Source organism: Alkalibacterium kapii (assembly GCF_007988865.1).
GTDB lineage: Bacteria > Bacillota > Bacilli > Lactobacillales > Carnobacteriaceae_A > Alkalibacterium > Alkalibacterium kapii.
Map to the genome: position 1 here is coordinate 1 of NZ_BJUY01000005.1, position 16,143 is coordinate 16,143.

At 39.2% G+C, this 16,143-nt stretch carries 12 protein-coding genes; 2 read left to right on the forward strand and 10 right to left on the reverse strand.

All coding sequences use genetic code 11. The features are described from left to right. Nucleotides 1-342: 342 nt before the first annotated feature. From AKA01nite_RS02945 to AKA01nite_RS02955, 3 genes are all read right to left on the reverse strand, one after another. Nucleotides 343-1,701: a DUF4301 family protein gene (locus AKA01nite_RS02945; RefSeq protein ID WP_146923660.1), complete on the reverse strand. Its 1,359-nt coding sequence runs from the start codon at nucleotides 1,699-1,701 to the stop codon at nucleotides 343-345. A 766-nt stretch (nucleotides 1,702-2,467) separates the two neighbouring features. Further along, nucleotides 2,468-3,322, reverse strand: coding sequence for an N-acetylmuramoyl-L-alanine amidase family protein (locus AKA01nite_RS09415; protein WP_146923662.1), 855 nt, complete (start codon nucleotides 3,320-3,322; stop codon nucleotides 2,468-2,470). A gap of 36 nt (nucleotides 3,323-3,358) precedes the next feature. Beyond that, nucleotides 3,359-3,994, reverse strand: a complete 636-nt coding sequence (locus tag AKA01nite_RS02955) for a sigma-70 family RNA polymerase sigma factor (protein ID WP_146923664.1) — start codon at nucleotides 3,992-3,994, stop codon at nucleotides 3,359-3,361. 307 nt (nucleotides 3,995-4,301) lie between these two features. Between AKA01nite_RS02955 and AKA01nite_RS02960 the strand changes: the two genes are divergently transcribed. Continuing rightward, complete coding sequence (locus AKA01nite_RS02960; protein ID WP_146923666.1) at nucleotides 4,302-5,180, forward strand: hypothetical protein; 879 nt, start codon at nucleotides 4,302-4,304, stop codon at nucleotides 5,178-5,180. A 705-nt stretch (nucleotides 5,181-5,885) separates the two neighbouring features. After that, nucleotides 5,886-6,791, forward strand: a complete 906-nt coding sequence (locus AKA01nite_RS02965) for a nuclease-related domain-containing protein (RefSeq protein ID WP_146923668.1) — start codon at nucleotides 5,886-5,888, stop codon at nucleotides 6,789-6,791. Between the two features lie 308 nt (nucleotides 6,792-7,099). On the opposite strand, the gene AKA01nite_RS02970 is transcribed toward AKA01nite_RS02965, so the two are convergent. The 7 genes from AKA01nite_RS02970 to mazE all read right to left on the reverse strand — a co-directional run bounded on the left by AKA01nite_RS02970 (nucleotide 7,100) and on the right by mazE (nucleotide 15,944). After that, complete coding sequence (locus AKA01nite_RS02970; protein ID WP_146923670.1) at nucleotides 7,100-8,092, reverse strand: FMN-binding protein; 993 nt, start codon at nucleotides 8,090-8,092, stop codon at nucleotides 7,100-7,102. Nucleotides 8,093-8,191: 99 nt separating this feature from the next. After that, on the reverse strand, nucleotides 8,192-9,247 hold the full coding sequence (locus AKA01nite_RS02975) for a response regulator transcription factor (protein ID WP_186805069.1): 1,056 nt from the start codon (nucleotides 9,245-9,247) through the stop codon (nucleotides 8,192-8,194). A gap of 75 nt (nucleotides 9,248-9,322) precedes the next feature. Then, nucleotides 9,323-9,508: an ATP-binding protein gene (locus tag AKA01nite_RS02980; RefSeq protein WP_146923673.1), complete on the reverse strand. Its 186-nt coding sequence runs from the start codon at nucleotides 9,506-9,508 to the stop codon at nucleotides 9,323-9,325. Nucleotides 9,509-9,510: 2 nt separating this feature from the next. Next, the gene (locus tag AKA01nite_RS02985; RefSeq protein WP_146923675.1) at nucleotides 9,511-11,214 is read right to left on the reverse strand and encodes a sensor histidine kinase; all 1,704 of its coding nucleotides are present in this window, start codon (nucleotides 11,212-11,214) and stop codon (nucleotides 9,511-9,513) included. Nucleotides 11,215-11,970: 756 nt separating this feature from the next. Then, nucleotides 11,971-12,201: a transposase gene (locus tag AKA01nite_RS02990; RefSeq protein ID WP_146923677.1), complete on the reverse strand. Its 231-nt coding sequence runs from the start codon at nucleotides 12,199-12,201 to the stop codon at nucleotides 11,971-11,973. A 550-nt stretch (nucleotides 12,202-12,751) separates the two neighbouring features. Further along, on the reverse strand, nucleotides 12,752-15,562 hold the full coding sequence (locus AKA01nite_RS02995; RefSeq protein ID WP_186805070.1) for a TOTE conflict system archaeo-eukaryotic primase domain-containing protein: 2,811 nt from the start codon (nucleotides 15,560-15,562) through the stop codon (nucleotides 12,752-12,754). A 151-nt stretch (nucleotides 15,563-15,713) separates the two neighbouring features. Next, a complete protein-coding gene (mazE, locus tag AKA01nite_RS03000; protein ID WP_146923681.1) occupies nucleotides 15,714-15,944 on the reverse strand; it encodes a type II toxin-antitoxin system PemI/MazE family antitoxin in 231 nt (76 codons plus the stop codon). Nucleotides 15,945-16,143 lie beyond the last annotated feature (199 nt).

Consider the following 16,143-nt stretch of genomic DNA (forward strand, 5'->3'; position numbering starts at 1 on the left):
ACTATAAGATATGCAACCGCTTACTTAGGCGTTTACATTAATTTATTTTGCTTCTTAATCGGTGGTTGTGTTAAGAAGTAAATTTTGAGTCAGCTTCAGAAGTTTTACTTGTTTTTTCTTCAACTACTTAAGAAAACGGTTCTCCTTTAGTACTTTATAAAAACTTAGATTAAACTGCTTAAGCTACGGAGGTTTCTTCAGCAGTTTATCGTTATCTTTCACTCAATGCTTAAGCTAAGAAAGACTTTTTCGCTGCGGCGAAAAAGTTCATTTTTAAATTCTTTCGTTCAAAAAAACCGTCTGACTAGTTATGGCTAGTAGACGGTTTTTAAAATTTATGATTTATTTGCTTTTACGGTGGCCTTTTCTTAATAGGTCATTCACGTTTTTAACTGGGTTGAAAGTCGTGATAGGCACTTCCACAAATAGTGTATTCCAGTTATCCATCGAGCCGTTCCAAAGTCCTGGATGTTCCAGCGCTTTCAAAGGTCGGCCTTCATGTGTTTTTTCACTGATAAAGTAGCGGTCTTCGTTCGCATATTTGCTTAAATCAAACTTGTCTCCCTTGTAATCTCTGACAAAACAGACCAAATCGACAGGATTAAAGAATTCTGAGTTATTTAAAATTTCTACTTTTTCTTCATCATTTAAATCGATTTCTGACTTTTCACAAATTTGCAAGTCAGTAAATCTGCCGTTATCGACAACAAACGGTCCGCCGCCGGGTTCGCCTTGATTCTGGACCATGCCACACACTCTTAAAGGACGGTTTAAAAAAGCCAGCGCCTTTTCTTTTGTCAGTTCATCTTTGAAATGAATCGTCAGGGTATCGTTTATAAAGTCGTTGATCTCTTTTAAATCATAATCATCGGACATCAGATCTTCAATGTACTGATCGATTTTTTTCTTCACTTCAACACCGAGTGAAGCCAGTTCTTTTTTCGAATGGATCGTATCTTCTATTTGACTGCGGTGACAGACATTATCGATATTTTTAATGAAAATGATGTCCGCATCAAGCGCATTCAAATTCTGTAGCAAGGCACCATGCCCGCCTGGACGATAAAGCGTTTCGCCATTTTCCAGTTTGAAAGGCTCATTATCCATATCAACAGCAATCGTATCGGTTTCTGGACTCTGGAATGAGTAGCTAATATTCAAATGTTCGTTTTTTTCCATCAATGGATCAACGTAATCATTAAACATCTTTTCATGTTCTTTAGCTATTGTGAAATGAAGTTCAACATTATCTTCATTTAAGTACTGCTCGCCTTCATAAATATGTTCGTCGATCGGTGTCGTTGTTCCCCAATCATAGCGATGCATCTCAATCAACGCTTTCGGGTAGAAGCCGTAATTCAGTTCTCCTTCAAGTAAGGCGCGAACGATAGCTAAGCGTCCTTCATGTGTTTCTTTATCGATCGTTTCTGGTGCCATCGCTTTTTCGATTTCTTCGTAAAATGCAAACTCTTCTAAATGATCGATGAACCGCATGACAAAGTCTGTCTCTTTTTCATCTTCTAAAAATGTGTACAGCGCTTTAAACATACGTGTCGCCGCACCACTTGCTGGTATAAATTTAACACATTTCTGTTTCAGGTATTCTTTTGAGACTTCGCTTGGCTGCTCGAAGTCTTCTTTGGTGACCGCCCGGGTAATATCTACTGACGGTGTCCCTTTTTTAAATTTTTCTATCGACATGTATCTGCCACTCTCCCGTTTCTTTATAAATTATATGAAAAATTGGACCGATTTTATGCACAGGTAAAAGGAATAAATAGACAACAGCTCGTTATAAGTGTATCTTTTTAATCTTTCTCTACTCCTTAAATATAGCATATCCCATGCACTAAGACAATTGAGACACCGCTATTCATCCTGTCATTTAACGACTGCTCTGTTTTTTAATAAGTGCCTAACTGTTTCATTGTCGAAATGTTTATATAGTATGATTAGCTTTGTGAAGTTTGACGTTTTTTTATCCACTTTTTAAAACACTGAATTATTTAGTAGACGATTTTGTCAAGGCTTTGACAAAATCAACCTTTACAAAAGATCTATTTTCTGTTTGCTTGAGCAGTTGAATAAATTTTTGTGTAAACTTCTTAAGATAACGAATTATATTAAGAAGTCTCCTGTTTCATGCAGCTAACTGCTTAAGCTACGGGTTTATCTTCAGCAGTTTCCTGTTTTGAAAGTGGAACTTCTTAAGATACTGATTTGCTTAGCAGTTTTACACAATCCAACTAAAACTTCCTAAGATAATGGATTAGCTTCAGGAGTTTCGTGTTTCGCACGGCTAACTGCTTATGCTACTGATTTTGCTTAAGCAGTTCTAAGCAGTCTAACCCAAACTTCTTAAGAAAACCCCGAAATTCAACCCATCCAATGATGAACTTTTTCGCCTCGGCGAAAAATGTCCAATCAAAAAGTCCCTTACTGAAAAATAAAGTAAGGGACCACAAATTCAACTTATGTGTACATATACTGGACTTGCGGTGATGTAGTAAGTTTCGCCTTTAGAATTTCCAACCTGATATTGCTCACTGCGCCCAACTTTTAATTTTTTGACAACTGTCGGAAAGTGTTGTCCCATAGTCAAGTATCCGAAAACGTCAGCGTCCTTCCAGCTTGGCTTTTTATAAAAGCGCAGTTTGCCGGGATAGTGACTGGTCAATCTCTTGTTTTTAAAGAGCGGCTTTCCTGCTGCCTTCTCATTCTTGTCTCTCTCAGGGTTAGTTTGAGCATTCGAAACTGATCCGGGTCGTCGATATTTATGTCCTGCAGCAACGCAGATCCCTTCAATTACTGCTTCTGCTGCTGCAAAAAAGTTAGCATCTTCTTTATAAAACTCAGCGTCTTGCCTGTTATCGATAAAACCGTATTCCAAAATGATCGTTTCCGTTCGCCCAGTCAAACGGTGCATGTAATAATAGTCCACGCCTTTTTTCATTTCACGCTGAAAGACACGGCGTTTAGGCAAACCTGTTTTTTTCACAACTCGGTCGACAAGATCCGCTGCTAATCGTGACCGGCTGTGGATGGAAGAAATCCCCTCGACTCCCCGTGCTTCGCCGTTAAAGGCATTGAAGTGATTGGAGAGACATAAATCATACTGGTTTTTGATCCGGGCTACGCGCTGAAAAGGCTCGAGTGTCGTATCGCCTGTTCGAGTCAGCGCCACATCAACGCCCAGTACTTTCATTCGCTTGTACTGATACAAACTCATTTTCAGTGTCCAGTCTTTTTCATTTAAACCAAAAGCTCTGGCTCCAGTGTCTTTTCCACCGTGTCCGGCATCAATATTCACTGTTTTTGTCATGTAAATTCCTCTTTTCTGATCAAAATAAATTACGTTTTAATTCACGTCTAAATCTTTTCTAAAATGAGCCAGCTTCTTACCGACGCGTTGTTTCCACTGATACACAGTCTTCCTAGAAACACCGTACTTTTTGGCCATTGCCGACACATTCAAGCGTAGTATCACGGCGTCTTCAAGGTATTCTTTTTCCTGTTCATTCAAACAAGCAAACATTGACTGAAACAGCTCCCAGTAGACCACCGATTCTTCACTTCTATCATTTGACATGGGAGCTTCAAAAACACTGGTATCGATCACACCAGATTCACGCTCTCGTTCTTTGGCAGCTTTTCTCAACTCATCCAAAATAGCCCAGCGCACGCGTTGGTAGGCAAACCCTGTAAAACGGTAATAATTCTGTTCTTCTCGCAAATCTTCAGGAAAAACTTCATACGCCTGGATCAAATTTAGTCTTCCAATTTGTACATAATCATCGTAGTAAGCTTGTGTGTATCCCACGTGGCAGGCTTTCAACACGCCATAAACGAGTGACTCATGCACGAATAGAAAATCTGTTGCCAACTCATCTGTTAACTGTCGCTTCATTTTATCCTCTAATCCGAAGATCTTCTCGGTTAATTTATACAAGGCCTTGTATGACTCTACTTTACGGCGTTCTATACTTTTGTTCAAAAGACCGATTCCTCTGATTTCATTGCCGGTTTGAGCCGGTCCATTAATTTTGGCAAATAAGACATTTTAAAAGGTATGAAAATAATGTCATTTATTATCAAATCTTTATAATAAAAGCAGGGCAATTGACTGTTTTCTACAATTGGTCATAAAAAAGCACTTGGGACTATTGTTTCGATTCAATAACCGAGTCATTAAAATAAAATTTCTCTCATAATCTTAAAAGTGTATACCTTATACATAACTTAGTGTATAATTTAAAAGTAAACGTTTACATATATTGTCAGTATCTAAGGAGGAATGGTTATTGAACTATGACGAAAGCTATAAGAAAGAAGTCTTTGATCGGTTTAACCTTTACGTGAACGATTCACAGAAAGAGGCATCGAATTATCTTGAGATGAGCCCCCCACCCGCTTATACTTATTTACTTGATTTAACACCGGGCAATATGCTTGAACACATAGATTTAGCGATCGAACAGAAATACTTGCTACTGAATCATGAGACCTTTTATATTTATGACTTATCCAAAGAAAAAAGCACACCTTACAACACATTGGTTTTCCAGCTGACTGGTTCACCACTAAAATCGCTGGAAACCACCGCAGTAGTCATGTCGCGCTACTTTAAACATTTGAACATAGATTACCGCTGGGTGCGTCAGTTCGGATTGGCTTTAAGAATAAAAACATGTTGTCCTTTCGTTTTGGGGTCTTATTATTTCACTCCCGACCGTGGCGTAGTCAAACGTCCAGGTAACTGGATCGCCTTTCATCATGTGCGTGACATGCATCCACACGCTGAGGGCACTCTTTTCAGTATCACCAAGGGGCATCAGTTGCTGACGAATCAGTCATTCAAACATATGAAACACCTCGCTCACCAAACGCGTCTTATGGCGGAATCACAGAATAAAGTTGTTCGCGAATGGCTTGAACTGCGTGAAAAACAAAAAGGGACATACACTGAGGATAACATCATTGACCGACTGTCAACGTCCTCCGTTTTCACTATGAACACACCCCCGCTTTCGTCCTGGATGATGACGATCATTTATTTACAGTCACTCGATCTGATTTCACAGTCCCTGGAAGAAGGCGACCCACTGATCGACGACATTAAAAAGCGCCATAAAAAGAATTTACTGGCTGATGAAGATGAATTGGACTATCAGGATTATTAAAGTGAAATTTTAGTTTAAGTTAAAAGTTTCAGGATCAGTGTCTTGTAAGTAATTCAATAACCGTGCAGATTGTTAGTTTTTAAAATAATGGTCTGCACGTTTTATTGTAATGAAGTTGTTTTTTGAAGAGGAAATGGATTATTCGAAAGGTATTGTGAGGATTTTTGTCCGAATTCCTATCGATTAGCGCTATTCGACAGGAATCAAAAGGATTGCGTTTCAGAATCCTTTCGATTACGGCTATTCGAGAGGTTTTTTATATTACCTTGCCCTAACTTCCGTCGATTAGCTAACACTTTTAAGTAGTTTTTTTCAGATCGGTGATTTTGTCAGGCAGCTGACAAAATTGACTACATAAGCTCTTTAAGTGGATTATTCGAAAGGTATTATGAGGATTTTTGTCCGAATTCCTCTCGATTAGCGTTATTCGACAGGAATCAAAAGGATTGCGTTTCAGAATCCTTTCGATTACGGCTATTCGAGAGGTTTTTTATATTACCTTGCCCTAACTTCCGTCGATTAGCTAACACTTTTAAGTAGTTTTTTTCAGATCGGTGATTTTGTCAGGCAGCTGACAAAATTGACTGAACAAGCCTTTTTTTCTGTAAACAAAACATTATAAAAATCTAATAATTTATTTTCGTGAGTTTTTGATTCTTTTGCATATATATATAGTAGACACAAAATTTAAGGAGCGAAATCATCATGATAATTAAAGAACGAAGCAAATCAATCAGCCATCTTATCCTGGAATCCCTGAATAAGCGGTCACGATTAACTTCTTTAGAAAAAACTCAATACGATAATCAGGTGAAAGGTTACAGTGGCGAAAAAGCGTTTGATTTAAAAGCCGCAAAAACAAACTTACCGGGCTTAATGATCAACGATTTATTACTGAGTACCCGCGATACATATTATCAGATCGACTCTCTACTGGTTACCGATGATCACATTTATTTATATGAAATCAAAAATTACTATGGACAGTACCACTATACTAATGGAACGCTTCATAACGAGACTGGTTATTCTCTCCAAAATCCTGTAGCTCAGGCGGAACGTAAACGTATTTATTTACAAAATCTACTAATAAGTATCGGTTATCGATTAGACATTTCTAATCATGTAGTCTTTATCAATCCTGACTTTTATATTTATGATTTGCCTAAGATTCCAGGAATTCTATTTGCTGGACAATTGGCAAAACACTTTGAATCGATTATTGAGTCCACCCCTGACCAGAAGAAAACGAATGCATCATTGGCAAAGAAATTAGTACGTATGCATGATCTGACATATCGTCCAGGAAACTTACCAGAATACCATTATGAAAAACTGAAAAAAGGTGTTTTTTGTCCAAATTGTCTCTCTCTTTCTGTAAAAGCTACTCGACAAACACAAATATGTTCGGTATGTGGACACAAAGAAAAAGCTGTAGATGCAATCAATCGACTTGTAGAAGAATTACAACTATTATTTCCAGAACGTCCGTTGACCAAACGCCTTGTATACGACTGGTGTGATGAAGCATTTACCTTGTACCAAATCAAAACAGTCTTGAAAGAAAATTATCGATTGTATCCTGCTGGTCGAAGCAGTTACTATAAGTGATTTTCGCTTGATCAGTTTTTCCAATGCTGTTATTTTTCGCCCGGCGAAAAATTTCATCCTTAAAAAGCTCTGGTTTTGAGTTATTCGAGAGGAGTAAACATGAAATTTATTAAAATTCCTGTCGAATACGGCTATTCGGTAGAAGTATGTCAGAATTCTATCGCGAATCCTTTCGATTAGAGCTATTCGAGAGGATTTTAGCAACAATCTACCAAAACTCCTACCGATAGGGCACCACTATACACACCCAAAAAACAGTGAGCTATCAAATCAATGGCAGCTCACTGTTTACTCTTTCAATTCACTTCTTATAAATGGCCGTCTGCTTTTAACTCATCTTGAATTTTTTCAGCTAAAGCAAGATAGTTATCGCATGAGTCATTTCGGACAGTAAAGCCGGCAGATTTGTAGTCACCTGTCTCGTCGATTGCTGGCAGTTCTGACAAGTCTAGTAAATCTTGAGTTTCAACTACCTTTTCATTCAGCGCATCCATTTGGACATTGAACCCGATACGATAAGGTTCATCATAAGACACACTTTCATATTTTGACTGACGGTAGAATGGTTTAAGTTTTGGATCCTCGATATCTTTTGGATCATCCGCAAAAATCTCGTCATAACGTACTTCTGTTATCGTGTCGCCATCAAGAATGACTTTCAAATATGCAGTCAAGCCGTTTCCTAAGTCTTCTGCGATCCCGTAGTAAGATTCGCTCGTTGGCTGACTTCTCATTTCATCGATTTTTTCAGCAAGCGGCAACATGGATTGTTCAATACTATTTGAAGCACCTGACACAACATCAAAGTCACCGGTCACACGCTGCTCTTCAAGCATCTGATCTTCAACCAGGACAACACTCTCGATCCAAGCTGCGCCTTTCTTGTCTCCCATATCAAAGTTGTATTCTGACAAGCGCTTAGGAACGTCCTGATAGAAACGGTTATAATAATTTGGTCGTGTTTGTTCATCGAATTGAACATGCACGATCTCGTTATCAGATTGAACCAATTCGAATGTTCCCTCATGACCCTGTCTGAAACGCTCTTTGGTGCTATAGTAATCCCCTTTAACTAATCCCAACTCAGGCTGAGCGCTCCACTCAAGCTCTGTATTGCGTATGTAGGCACCTTCAGTCGTTGCCTCAGTTGTGGCATCCACTGTTTCATCCTTTTTCTCTGTATCATCTTCAGTGGCTACTTCCTCTTCAGGCTTCTCGCTCTCTGCGTCCGCACTGTCCTGACAAGCTGCCAGTAAAAATACTGATGATAATACCATGAACTTTTTCAAAAATCTTGACATATTAAAAACCCCTTTATGTGATGTTTAACACAATCTATTTGTTAAACTAAGTATAAAGAAGTTTTGATTGTGAGTAAATGAACGATACACAGATGTTTCCTACACAAAATCCAGATTCTCTTTTTTTCGGTGTTCAGACAAAGTTTCCCCTGTCACTATTTTAAACAAACGGCTAAAATAATCCGCATGCTGAAATCCCAGCGTTTCTGCAATCTCATAATTTTTCAAATCGGTCGTATGCGCCAGCACCGTGACTCGCGTTATTGTGACACTTTTCATATATTCATTCAACGTTTCACCCGTTTCCTTTTTAAACACATCAGACAAATAATTTTTATTCATAAACAATCTTTCCGCAAGTGACTTTATCGTCCGCTGCCTCGGATCACTCAGGATCAATTCGCTCACTTTAGCAATCAATGGCTGCTTTTCACTATAGCAATATAAATATGAAACTATTTGGCTCAGACCCGTCACTGCTATTTTAAAAAGTTGACCGCTATTCTTTTCTTCTAGATAATTTTGATGCATAAAGTCAGCCGGTGCTTTCAGTCGATAATGTTTGAGCCACGGGTAACGTTGGCATAAGGCTTCGTCCAGAACCTTCAAACAAGACACATATTGAACCACCGGCTCTAACTGATCGAATGCGTCAACTCGCTTTATATACGTATCAATAAGCTGTTTCAACTTATCTATATCTGTAATCGTCTCGACCATTTGTGGGATCAAATCATCATAAGGAGCTCCTGTTTCTCTTTTTTCAACAACCTTTTGGTCCAATTCTTTTTTCAGCTTACTGAAAAGCTGATCGATATCACGCTCGCTGACTGGTTTCACAACATAGTCAACTATGCGGTGTGTGATCGCTGCCTTGGCATAATGAAAGTCCTCATACTCACTCAGGAAAACGACCGGCAGTTCTTCATCGATCAGTCGGGTCTCTTTTAAAAATTCCACCCCATCCATCACCGGCATGCGAATATCAGTGACCACACAATCGACGTCGTGCATTTTTAAATAGTTCAGTGCCTCTAATCCATTTTTCGCTTCGTAAACCAGCTCAAAATCTTTCTGCACATCCAAGTGCGCTTTTCGATTGAATTGGATCCGAAAAATCTCCCAGTCATCCACCAGCATGACTTTATACATCATAACCCTTCCCTTCTTCATTTATTTTAGGCATGTCTAACTCTAAAGTCACTTTTGTCCCAACGCCACGATCGCCTTCTAGATAAACCTCACCTTTTGCATTTCCATAATCTTTTTCACCGTTGCCAGCCCGATTCCTGATGACTGATTATCGCCCGTTTGAAACAACTCAAATACTCGTTCTTTGTTTTTTGAATCGATCCCGATCCCATTATCCTGGATAGTAACAGACCCGGGCTGAGCTGGATCAGAAGAAAACGTCAACTTTAAAGATTGATCAGGTTTTTATATTTATATGCATTTTCTAAAATATTAGTGATGGCTTGCTGGAACAAAATACGATCAGCATAAACTCTATCTAACTCCCCGAGATAGTCGACCATGCAGATCGTTTCAGGATACGCCAGCTCCAATCGGCTCAGAACGGTTTCAATGATCGGCGTTGGTTCAATCCACTCTGCGTCTGCCTCCCTGGTCCCAAGCATGGCGTAACTAAGCAGAGACTCGATCAGCTGGATCATGTCGTCAGTCACGCCCTGAATCTGCTTCAAATAAGCGAGACTCTTTGCATTCAAACTGTCTCTTTCATCTTCTAATAAAACCTCAGCATACGCACTGATCGCCCGGGCAGGTGTTTTTAAGTCGTGTGACACCATCTGTACAAACCGCTCCAAGCTTAGAAGCGTCTCGTGCAAACGTTCAGTACGCTCATCAACTTTATCTTCCAATGTCTGGTTAAGTTTTTGAATCTGATTCAACGCATACTGGTAGTCGGTAAAGTCACGGACCACGCTGACGAGACGGGTTTCTTGGTCAGATAAGGCAACCTTTTTTAAGCGCATTGACCAGTACCGTTTGTCTCCATCGTACGTCTTGATCTCGATTGCTTCATCTTTTACAGTCTCGTTCGTTTTAATGTCCTCCAGCCAGTTCTCTTTTTCATTTTTTTTATTGATAAAACTAAAGAAAGACTTTCCCAGAACTTCTACCTGTTCGTATTTCAACGTTTTTAAAACAGAAGCGGAAACTTCTAAAATCGTCCCTTGTTCATCACACTCAAAGACCAAATCATCCATGGATTCAAATAGCGTCTGATACCGGCGAGCAGATTTAAATAACCGGCTTTCAGACTCAAGATGACGCTCCAGAAAGTGAATCGTCACCCCACTCAGTAATGTAAATAAAATCCCACTGAAAAACAGAAGAAACCCTAGCTCTTTCGTAAAACGATAGTCAATTATCGTGATCGGAGCATCGTGAAACAAGTGAGCTTGGATCTGGATCGATACCAGCATAAACACTAAGCCAAAAGTGACCATTGAAGCAAAGACACGCGTATTGAAGCGCTGACTCGTTTTGACAGCGAGACCCAAAGCCTTTTTGACAAAGGGTAAATGCAACAAAACAAACGTCACTGCAAGTAAAAGCCATTCCATGATCAATCCGCGGATCAAAAACACTCGAACAACTGAAGCATCGATCGAAGTCAACGCCTCCCCTGGCCAATACGAGCCGTTCAACTGGATCAAAGGTTGAAACAAAACAGCATAAAAAAGCAGTCTAAGAACGGAATAAGCACTTTGAATAACGACCGGATGATTGAACCACTGTTTCTCTTTATTCCTACTCTCCTGACCGTATCCATGCAGGAAAATCAGTAAATACAGACTCAGCATTGGCACAAGCGAAGCCCAGCCGTTCGTTGGCCCCATAATATACGGATATAAAAACAATCCCCCAAAAGTAATACTGATCAAACCGTAGACTTTCCCATAGCTCAACGAAATGAGTAGTGGAAATAGAATACTCCAGACAAAGTTTATAGAGACCGTATCGATAGCGATCTGGAATGAGAAGAAAATCCTCCCAATGCCCAAAAGACCCGCAGCGATTGCAGTTAATAAGTGGCGTCTGTTGAGTGCCATTCTGTTTTTTCTATTTGCCGTAAAATATAATTGTTCCTGAACCATCACATGTCTACTCCCTTATTTATTGCTCAAAAATTAACATAACCACACAGAATAATCTGTTAAATAACTTTCATTATCATAACATGAAAACACTCACCATTTAATGACAATTAAGTGATAAAACCAGCTGACTGACATCAATTTCTACTGAAATTTCGCCTTCAAACTGTTACAGCGTGCATTTTTTATGTTACTCTATATAGATTCAGTGTAAGAGGGGAAAATATATAATGAATGCAAAGTTAATACAAAAAATAACAGAGTTTGAAATTAAAACACTTTTGAGAAACAAACCTTAGAAGCCACAAACGAATGTTACGCCTAAAAGCAATTCGCTTACTTTATCGAACGCCACAATATATCGATTGCAAAGAGATGGTTAATAGAAGAGGTCGTTTCCCACTATCTGTTTAGATGAATGAAGCACAAAAAGAAGTATTATCCAACGATTCAGAATTTCTTACAAATTACAAAATAAGTACTGGATTTCGACGAAGGAAAAAATTCTTTGCGAAGACAACTTGTCAGAAACTTATCTCGAAAAACTTCTATCATTAATCGAATACGTACTCTTTTAAAACGTCGATGGTACAGTCTGGTACTAGCAGAAGCTGCCGAAACGGCTGAGGAAGTGTCCACTGACATTACTAATTCTAAGAATGAAGTTATTTCAAAATACAGCATAATACAGTCAGAAACATCAGAAAAAAGTAAGCGATGAATAGCTGAGTACCTACAAATTAAAATCGGACACCTCTATAATGAGAACTGTCCGAAGGGTATAATAGACTGAATGTCTAGCGACGTTCCACCTGCACCTTTGGATTCCATGGCAAATAAGCCTCCAAAGGTGTTTTTTTTTGGAAGGTAAGTTAAGAGGTAGTCCAGATATATTCGCAGATGTAATCCATCAATTTGACGGCGCATATCCGTCTTTCCACTCACAATAAAAATATATTCTACTTGAGTAAAGTCAACGAGTTTCATTGAATGACATCTCCGCGGGGAGAACTCGCAATGTCGAGGATTCGATCCCCTCATAAACTAGTAGCTCTGTCTGACTATTTTTTAAATGTACCACCATTTTCTGTGAATAGACCTTCGAAATGCGTCGGCGATCAGTTTTATCGTCATGTAGGGTTACCGGTATGATAGACTGTTTATTCTTTTCCAAAATAAAACGTCCTGTGTACTTAAGATATCTCAAGTTTTACAAGAGGCCGCTAGGACTCACAGGTGCCTAACTATTCATCGCTTACTGTTGTCGGACCTCCACTTGTACCGCAAATGATTATTTAATACAAGTGATCCCCGTTTTTAGCGTTCACTTGTACCGCAACCAAGTATTCGATACAAGTGAGCTTCATTTAATTTGTCACTTGTTCCAAATACAGTCTATTTTTAGATCGATGCAGTTATTTTTCGCCGGGCGAAAAATCTCATCTCAAGCTTTTAAGTGCAAAACATCCTTTCTATACTTGACCTATTCAAAAAGCCCACCATAATCGGCAGGCTCATTTTAAAATAATATAAATAACTAAACAAGCTCCTCCATTTCCTTTGCCAAAACCGGACTCTCGATACGCATAAAGGTTCCTTCACTGGATTGTCTTCCCAATACATCAATACTACCGTACCAAATGATGTAACTATCAATGATGACAAAGCGATGAAAAATATTCTCTTGAGCTTTCACAGTTAACCTAGTTTTTTCCAACTCGTCTATCAACCGTTCTTTACTTTCACGGTGTTTAGTACTCTTGATTTCAGAAGCACTTTTAGTCATTATGTTAACATCTGTATCAAGCTCTACTAGATTATTCAACATTTTATTTAGCTGCTTGTAAGACAAAGAAGGACTACTGACTAGAACATTCTCTTTAGATCCCTTTAAGTCTGTCAGCAACGCATCGTAGTAATCATCTGTACCGTAAATTGCTTGTCTCGAGTTTTCCTGATTGTCACTTTTTAACTCATAACCCATACTGGCATATCCTTTTAACCGTTTCTGATACATTCGTTCGAGTACCGGTAAGTGAATGTCTGCATAGTCATAAACGCGCACATCAGACTTGCCTTCATGTAACCGATGCAACCTGCCGGCATACTGCTGAAGTCTTCCTTTCCAGGAGAAAGGCATCGCAAGAAACAGTGAATCTAACCTTGAGTCATCAAAACCTTCTCCGATGTACTTACCCGTCGAAATTATTACAAATGGGACATCAGATTCATGAGCTTCAAGTTTTTCCATGACTTCATTATTTTTCTTCTTACCCTGATTCCCACTTAAAACAAAGACATTATCCAGTTCTTCTTCCAAGAGCGCTTTCAATATCTTGATATGCTCAATTCGCTCAGTCAAAATCAGACTATATCGTTTTTCTTTTGCATTTTCGAGGACATCTTCAACTATCAATCGATTTCTGTTATCGTTATTGATCAAGTCAGAATAGAGGTCCTGAAGATTATCTCCCTCTTTTATCGATTGATCCAAAGGAGTGAACCTTGTAACTAACGTGTGACTGAATGGACGTTTTTCTGCTTGTTTCTTGGCATCGTCCTGATACCGAATGTCACCACATTGCATATAAATAATCGGCTGATGACCGTCTTTCCGGCGAGGCGTTGCAGTTAAGCCGTACACATGCTTTGGATTCGCCTGCTTTAAAACACTTTCAAAACTGAAGGCAGAAATATGATGACATTCATCCACAATGATCATACCGTAATTCTTCACACACTCATTTACTGTTCCCTTGCGATACAGTGACTGCAGCAATGCAACATCGATTTTATTCGTCAGTGTCTTCTTGCCTCCACCCAACTGGCCAACAAAAGACTTAGCACTTTCTGATTCTGGCCATTCGAGAAACTCATCGATACGTTTCCTCCACTGAGTGGCCAAAGAGACTTTATTAACTAAAACCAGTGTATTCACTTCTTTTTCAGCTATTAAATTAATGGCCGCAACAGTTTTTCCGAATGCAGTTGAACCGCATAAAATTCCGGTGTCATGTTCAAGCAGACGAGTCACCGCTTCTTGCTGCTGAGGACGTAAAATCCCTGTAAATTTAACTGGGATATGATTCCCTTGATTCCTTTCATCTTCCACAATCACATTGATTCTCAAAGACTCTAACAAAGTAATGACTTTTTCTTTAAGTCCTCTAGGCAGAAGTAAATGGTCCGACGTTTCCTCATGGCAGGAAATAACACGCTGCACCCGATACGTCGACCGTCGCATCGCCTGAAGCTGATAGAATTCAGGATTGAAAAATGCAGCCATCCACTTCAAATGACTTAGGCCTTTAGATGATATTCCTTCTTTTTTAATGTATACCATGTTACTTAATTTGATATGTACAGTTTTTGGGAAATCCCTACTTTCAATAGGCGGTCGTGATTCATTTCTATCACTTAATGAAATCTCACCGTTCTCTTCTTTAAGCTTTTCAATAAATACAGCCAGTTGCTCACTGGAAACCTTTTCGATACTAGACAAATAAGCCCACTGATCCTCAATCGGCTGAAAGTGTGTATCTATAAAGAGACTGTTTCCATTTGCTCTGGCTTGCTTTTGTAAAGGCAGGGCGATCAGATTCCCCAGTCCTCCTTTGGGTACAGTATCCTGATTGGGAAACAACCGATCAAAGGATGCAAAGTCAAGCTCATGGCGTTTCGTCATCGCCTGCCTTATCAATTCCGACCCAAGTTTTCGTGCAGTAGAGGCCATCACTTCTGTCTGAAAGAAAACCCAGCAATGCGCGCCGTTTCCTGACTGTGACCGTTCAACAGACATCGGAATGCCAAATGTGCTGCAGACCTCTCGTAATGCTTTCACATCTTCATTCCAGTTTTCACCATCTAAGTCAATGGCTAAAAAATAGCATGTGTCATCTGTAGTTATCGGAAAGACTCCGGCAATCAGGTTGCCTAGAAGATGCTCTCGGATGACTTCAGGTGTATACGGAGCATAGGTATTGTCATCCGTTCTTTCCCAGAAAGGTAACTTTTTAGGTGCATAGCCGGGCTTCCCGGTTTTGGAATGAATAAACTTTTCCGCATAGGCATCCGTTCTGCCTTTGAATAAAGAATGATAGAGCTTTATTTTTTCGGTTGGGGCAGCGTATTTATCGATACCTGATGCCTGCTTACTACTTGACTCTTTTTGTTTATGTTTAATTTCCAAAGGTTCACCCGAGAGTTCGCTTACTGTTTCTTCAATAACGTCACTGCTCTGCGAAGACTGGAGTTCCTCTTCAAGTTTATGAATCTTACGTTTTAACTTTTTGTTTTCAGTAGTCAGTTCTTGGATTTTTTTCTCATAATAGTCCCGGTTGAAAGTCATAGATGCCCTACCTTTCATATGATTAAAAGTCGTTTTATAAATACAATTTATTTTTAGATATCTTCTCAATAAATTTACTTTCTCTCAAGAACAATCCAGTAGATTTAGTCGAAATAATAGCACCGTTGTTCGGAACACTTTTAAACTGACATCACCATACTTCAATTCCAGTCGGTTGTATATCTGTCCATATGTCCTCTTCATAATATTCTCCAGGTTTCGCATGTTTAAATGGATTGTCAAGTTTAGGAATCAACATGATGGTCCCGTGTTCATTGAATTTGACGAAGTACTCTGGAGTCAAATCCAGAGTTTTCGCTTCAGAAGATGGTATCGTCACAACAACTGATCTTCCTTGCTTGCGCAGCTTAGCTGTCCCCATAACAATCACTCCTCGTCTTTAATTATACTTAGCAGTCTCGATTAATACAATTATCATACAACAGTATTATTATAAAGCTACATACGAACATTCTGGATCAAGGTATTTCAGTTGAGGTACAAGTGATATCAGAATACCTGCCCAGTTGTTCCGAATAAGCAGTCTCGGCACAAGTAACCCTGAGTTAAAACAGCTACTT

Bases quoted from the DNA above. Each gene is read 5' to 3' on its own strand.
- AKA01nite_RS02945 (WP_146923660.1), bottom strand. From the start codon at position 1,701: ATGTCGATAGAAAAATTTAAAAAAGGGACACCGTCAGTAGATATTACC.
- AKA01nite_RS09415 (WP_146923662.1), bottom strand. From the start codon at position 3,322: ATGACAAAAACAGTGAATATTGATGCCGGACACGGTGGAAAAGACACT.
- AKA01nite_RS02965 (WP_146923668.1), top strand. From the start codon at position 5,886: ATGATAATTAAAGAACGAAGCAAATCAATCAGCCATCTTATCCTGGAA.
- AKA01nite_RS02970 (WP_146923670.1), bottom strand. From the start codon at position 8,092: ATGTCAAGATTTTTGAAAAAGTTCATGGTATTATCATCAGTATTTTTA.
- AKA01nite_RS02975 (WP_186805069.1), bottom strand. From the start codon at position 9,247: ATGATGTATAAAGTCATGCTGGTGGATGACTGGGAGATTTTTCGGATC.
- AKA01nite_RS02985 (WP_146923675.1), bottom strand. From the start codon at position 11,214: ATGGTTCAGGAACAATTATATTTTACGGCAAATAGAAAAAACAGAATG.
- AKA01nite_RS02990 (WP_146923677.1), bottom strand. From the start codon at position 12,201: ATGAAACTCGTTGACTTTACTCAAGTAGAATATATTTTTATTGTGAGT.
- AKA01nite_RS02995 (WP_186805070.1), bottom strand. From the start codon at position 15,562: ATGACTTTCAACCGGGACTATTATGAGAAAAAAATCCAAGAACTGACT.
- mazE (WP_146923681.1), bottom strand. From the start codon at position 15,944: ATGGGGACAGCTAAGCTGCGCAAGCAAGGAAGATCAGTTGTTGTGACG.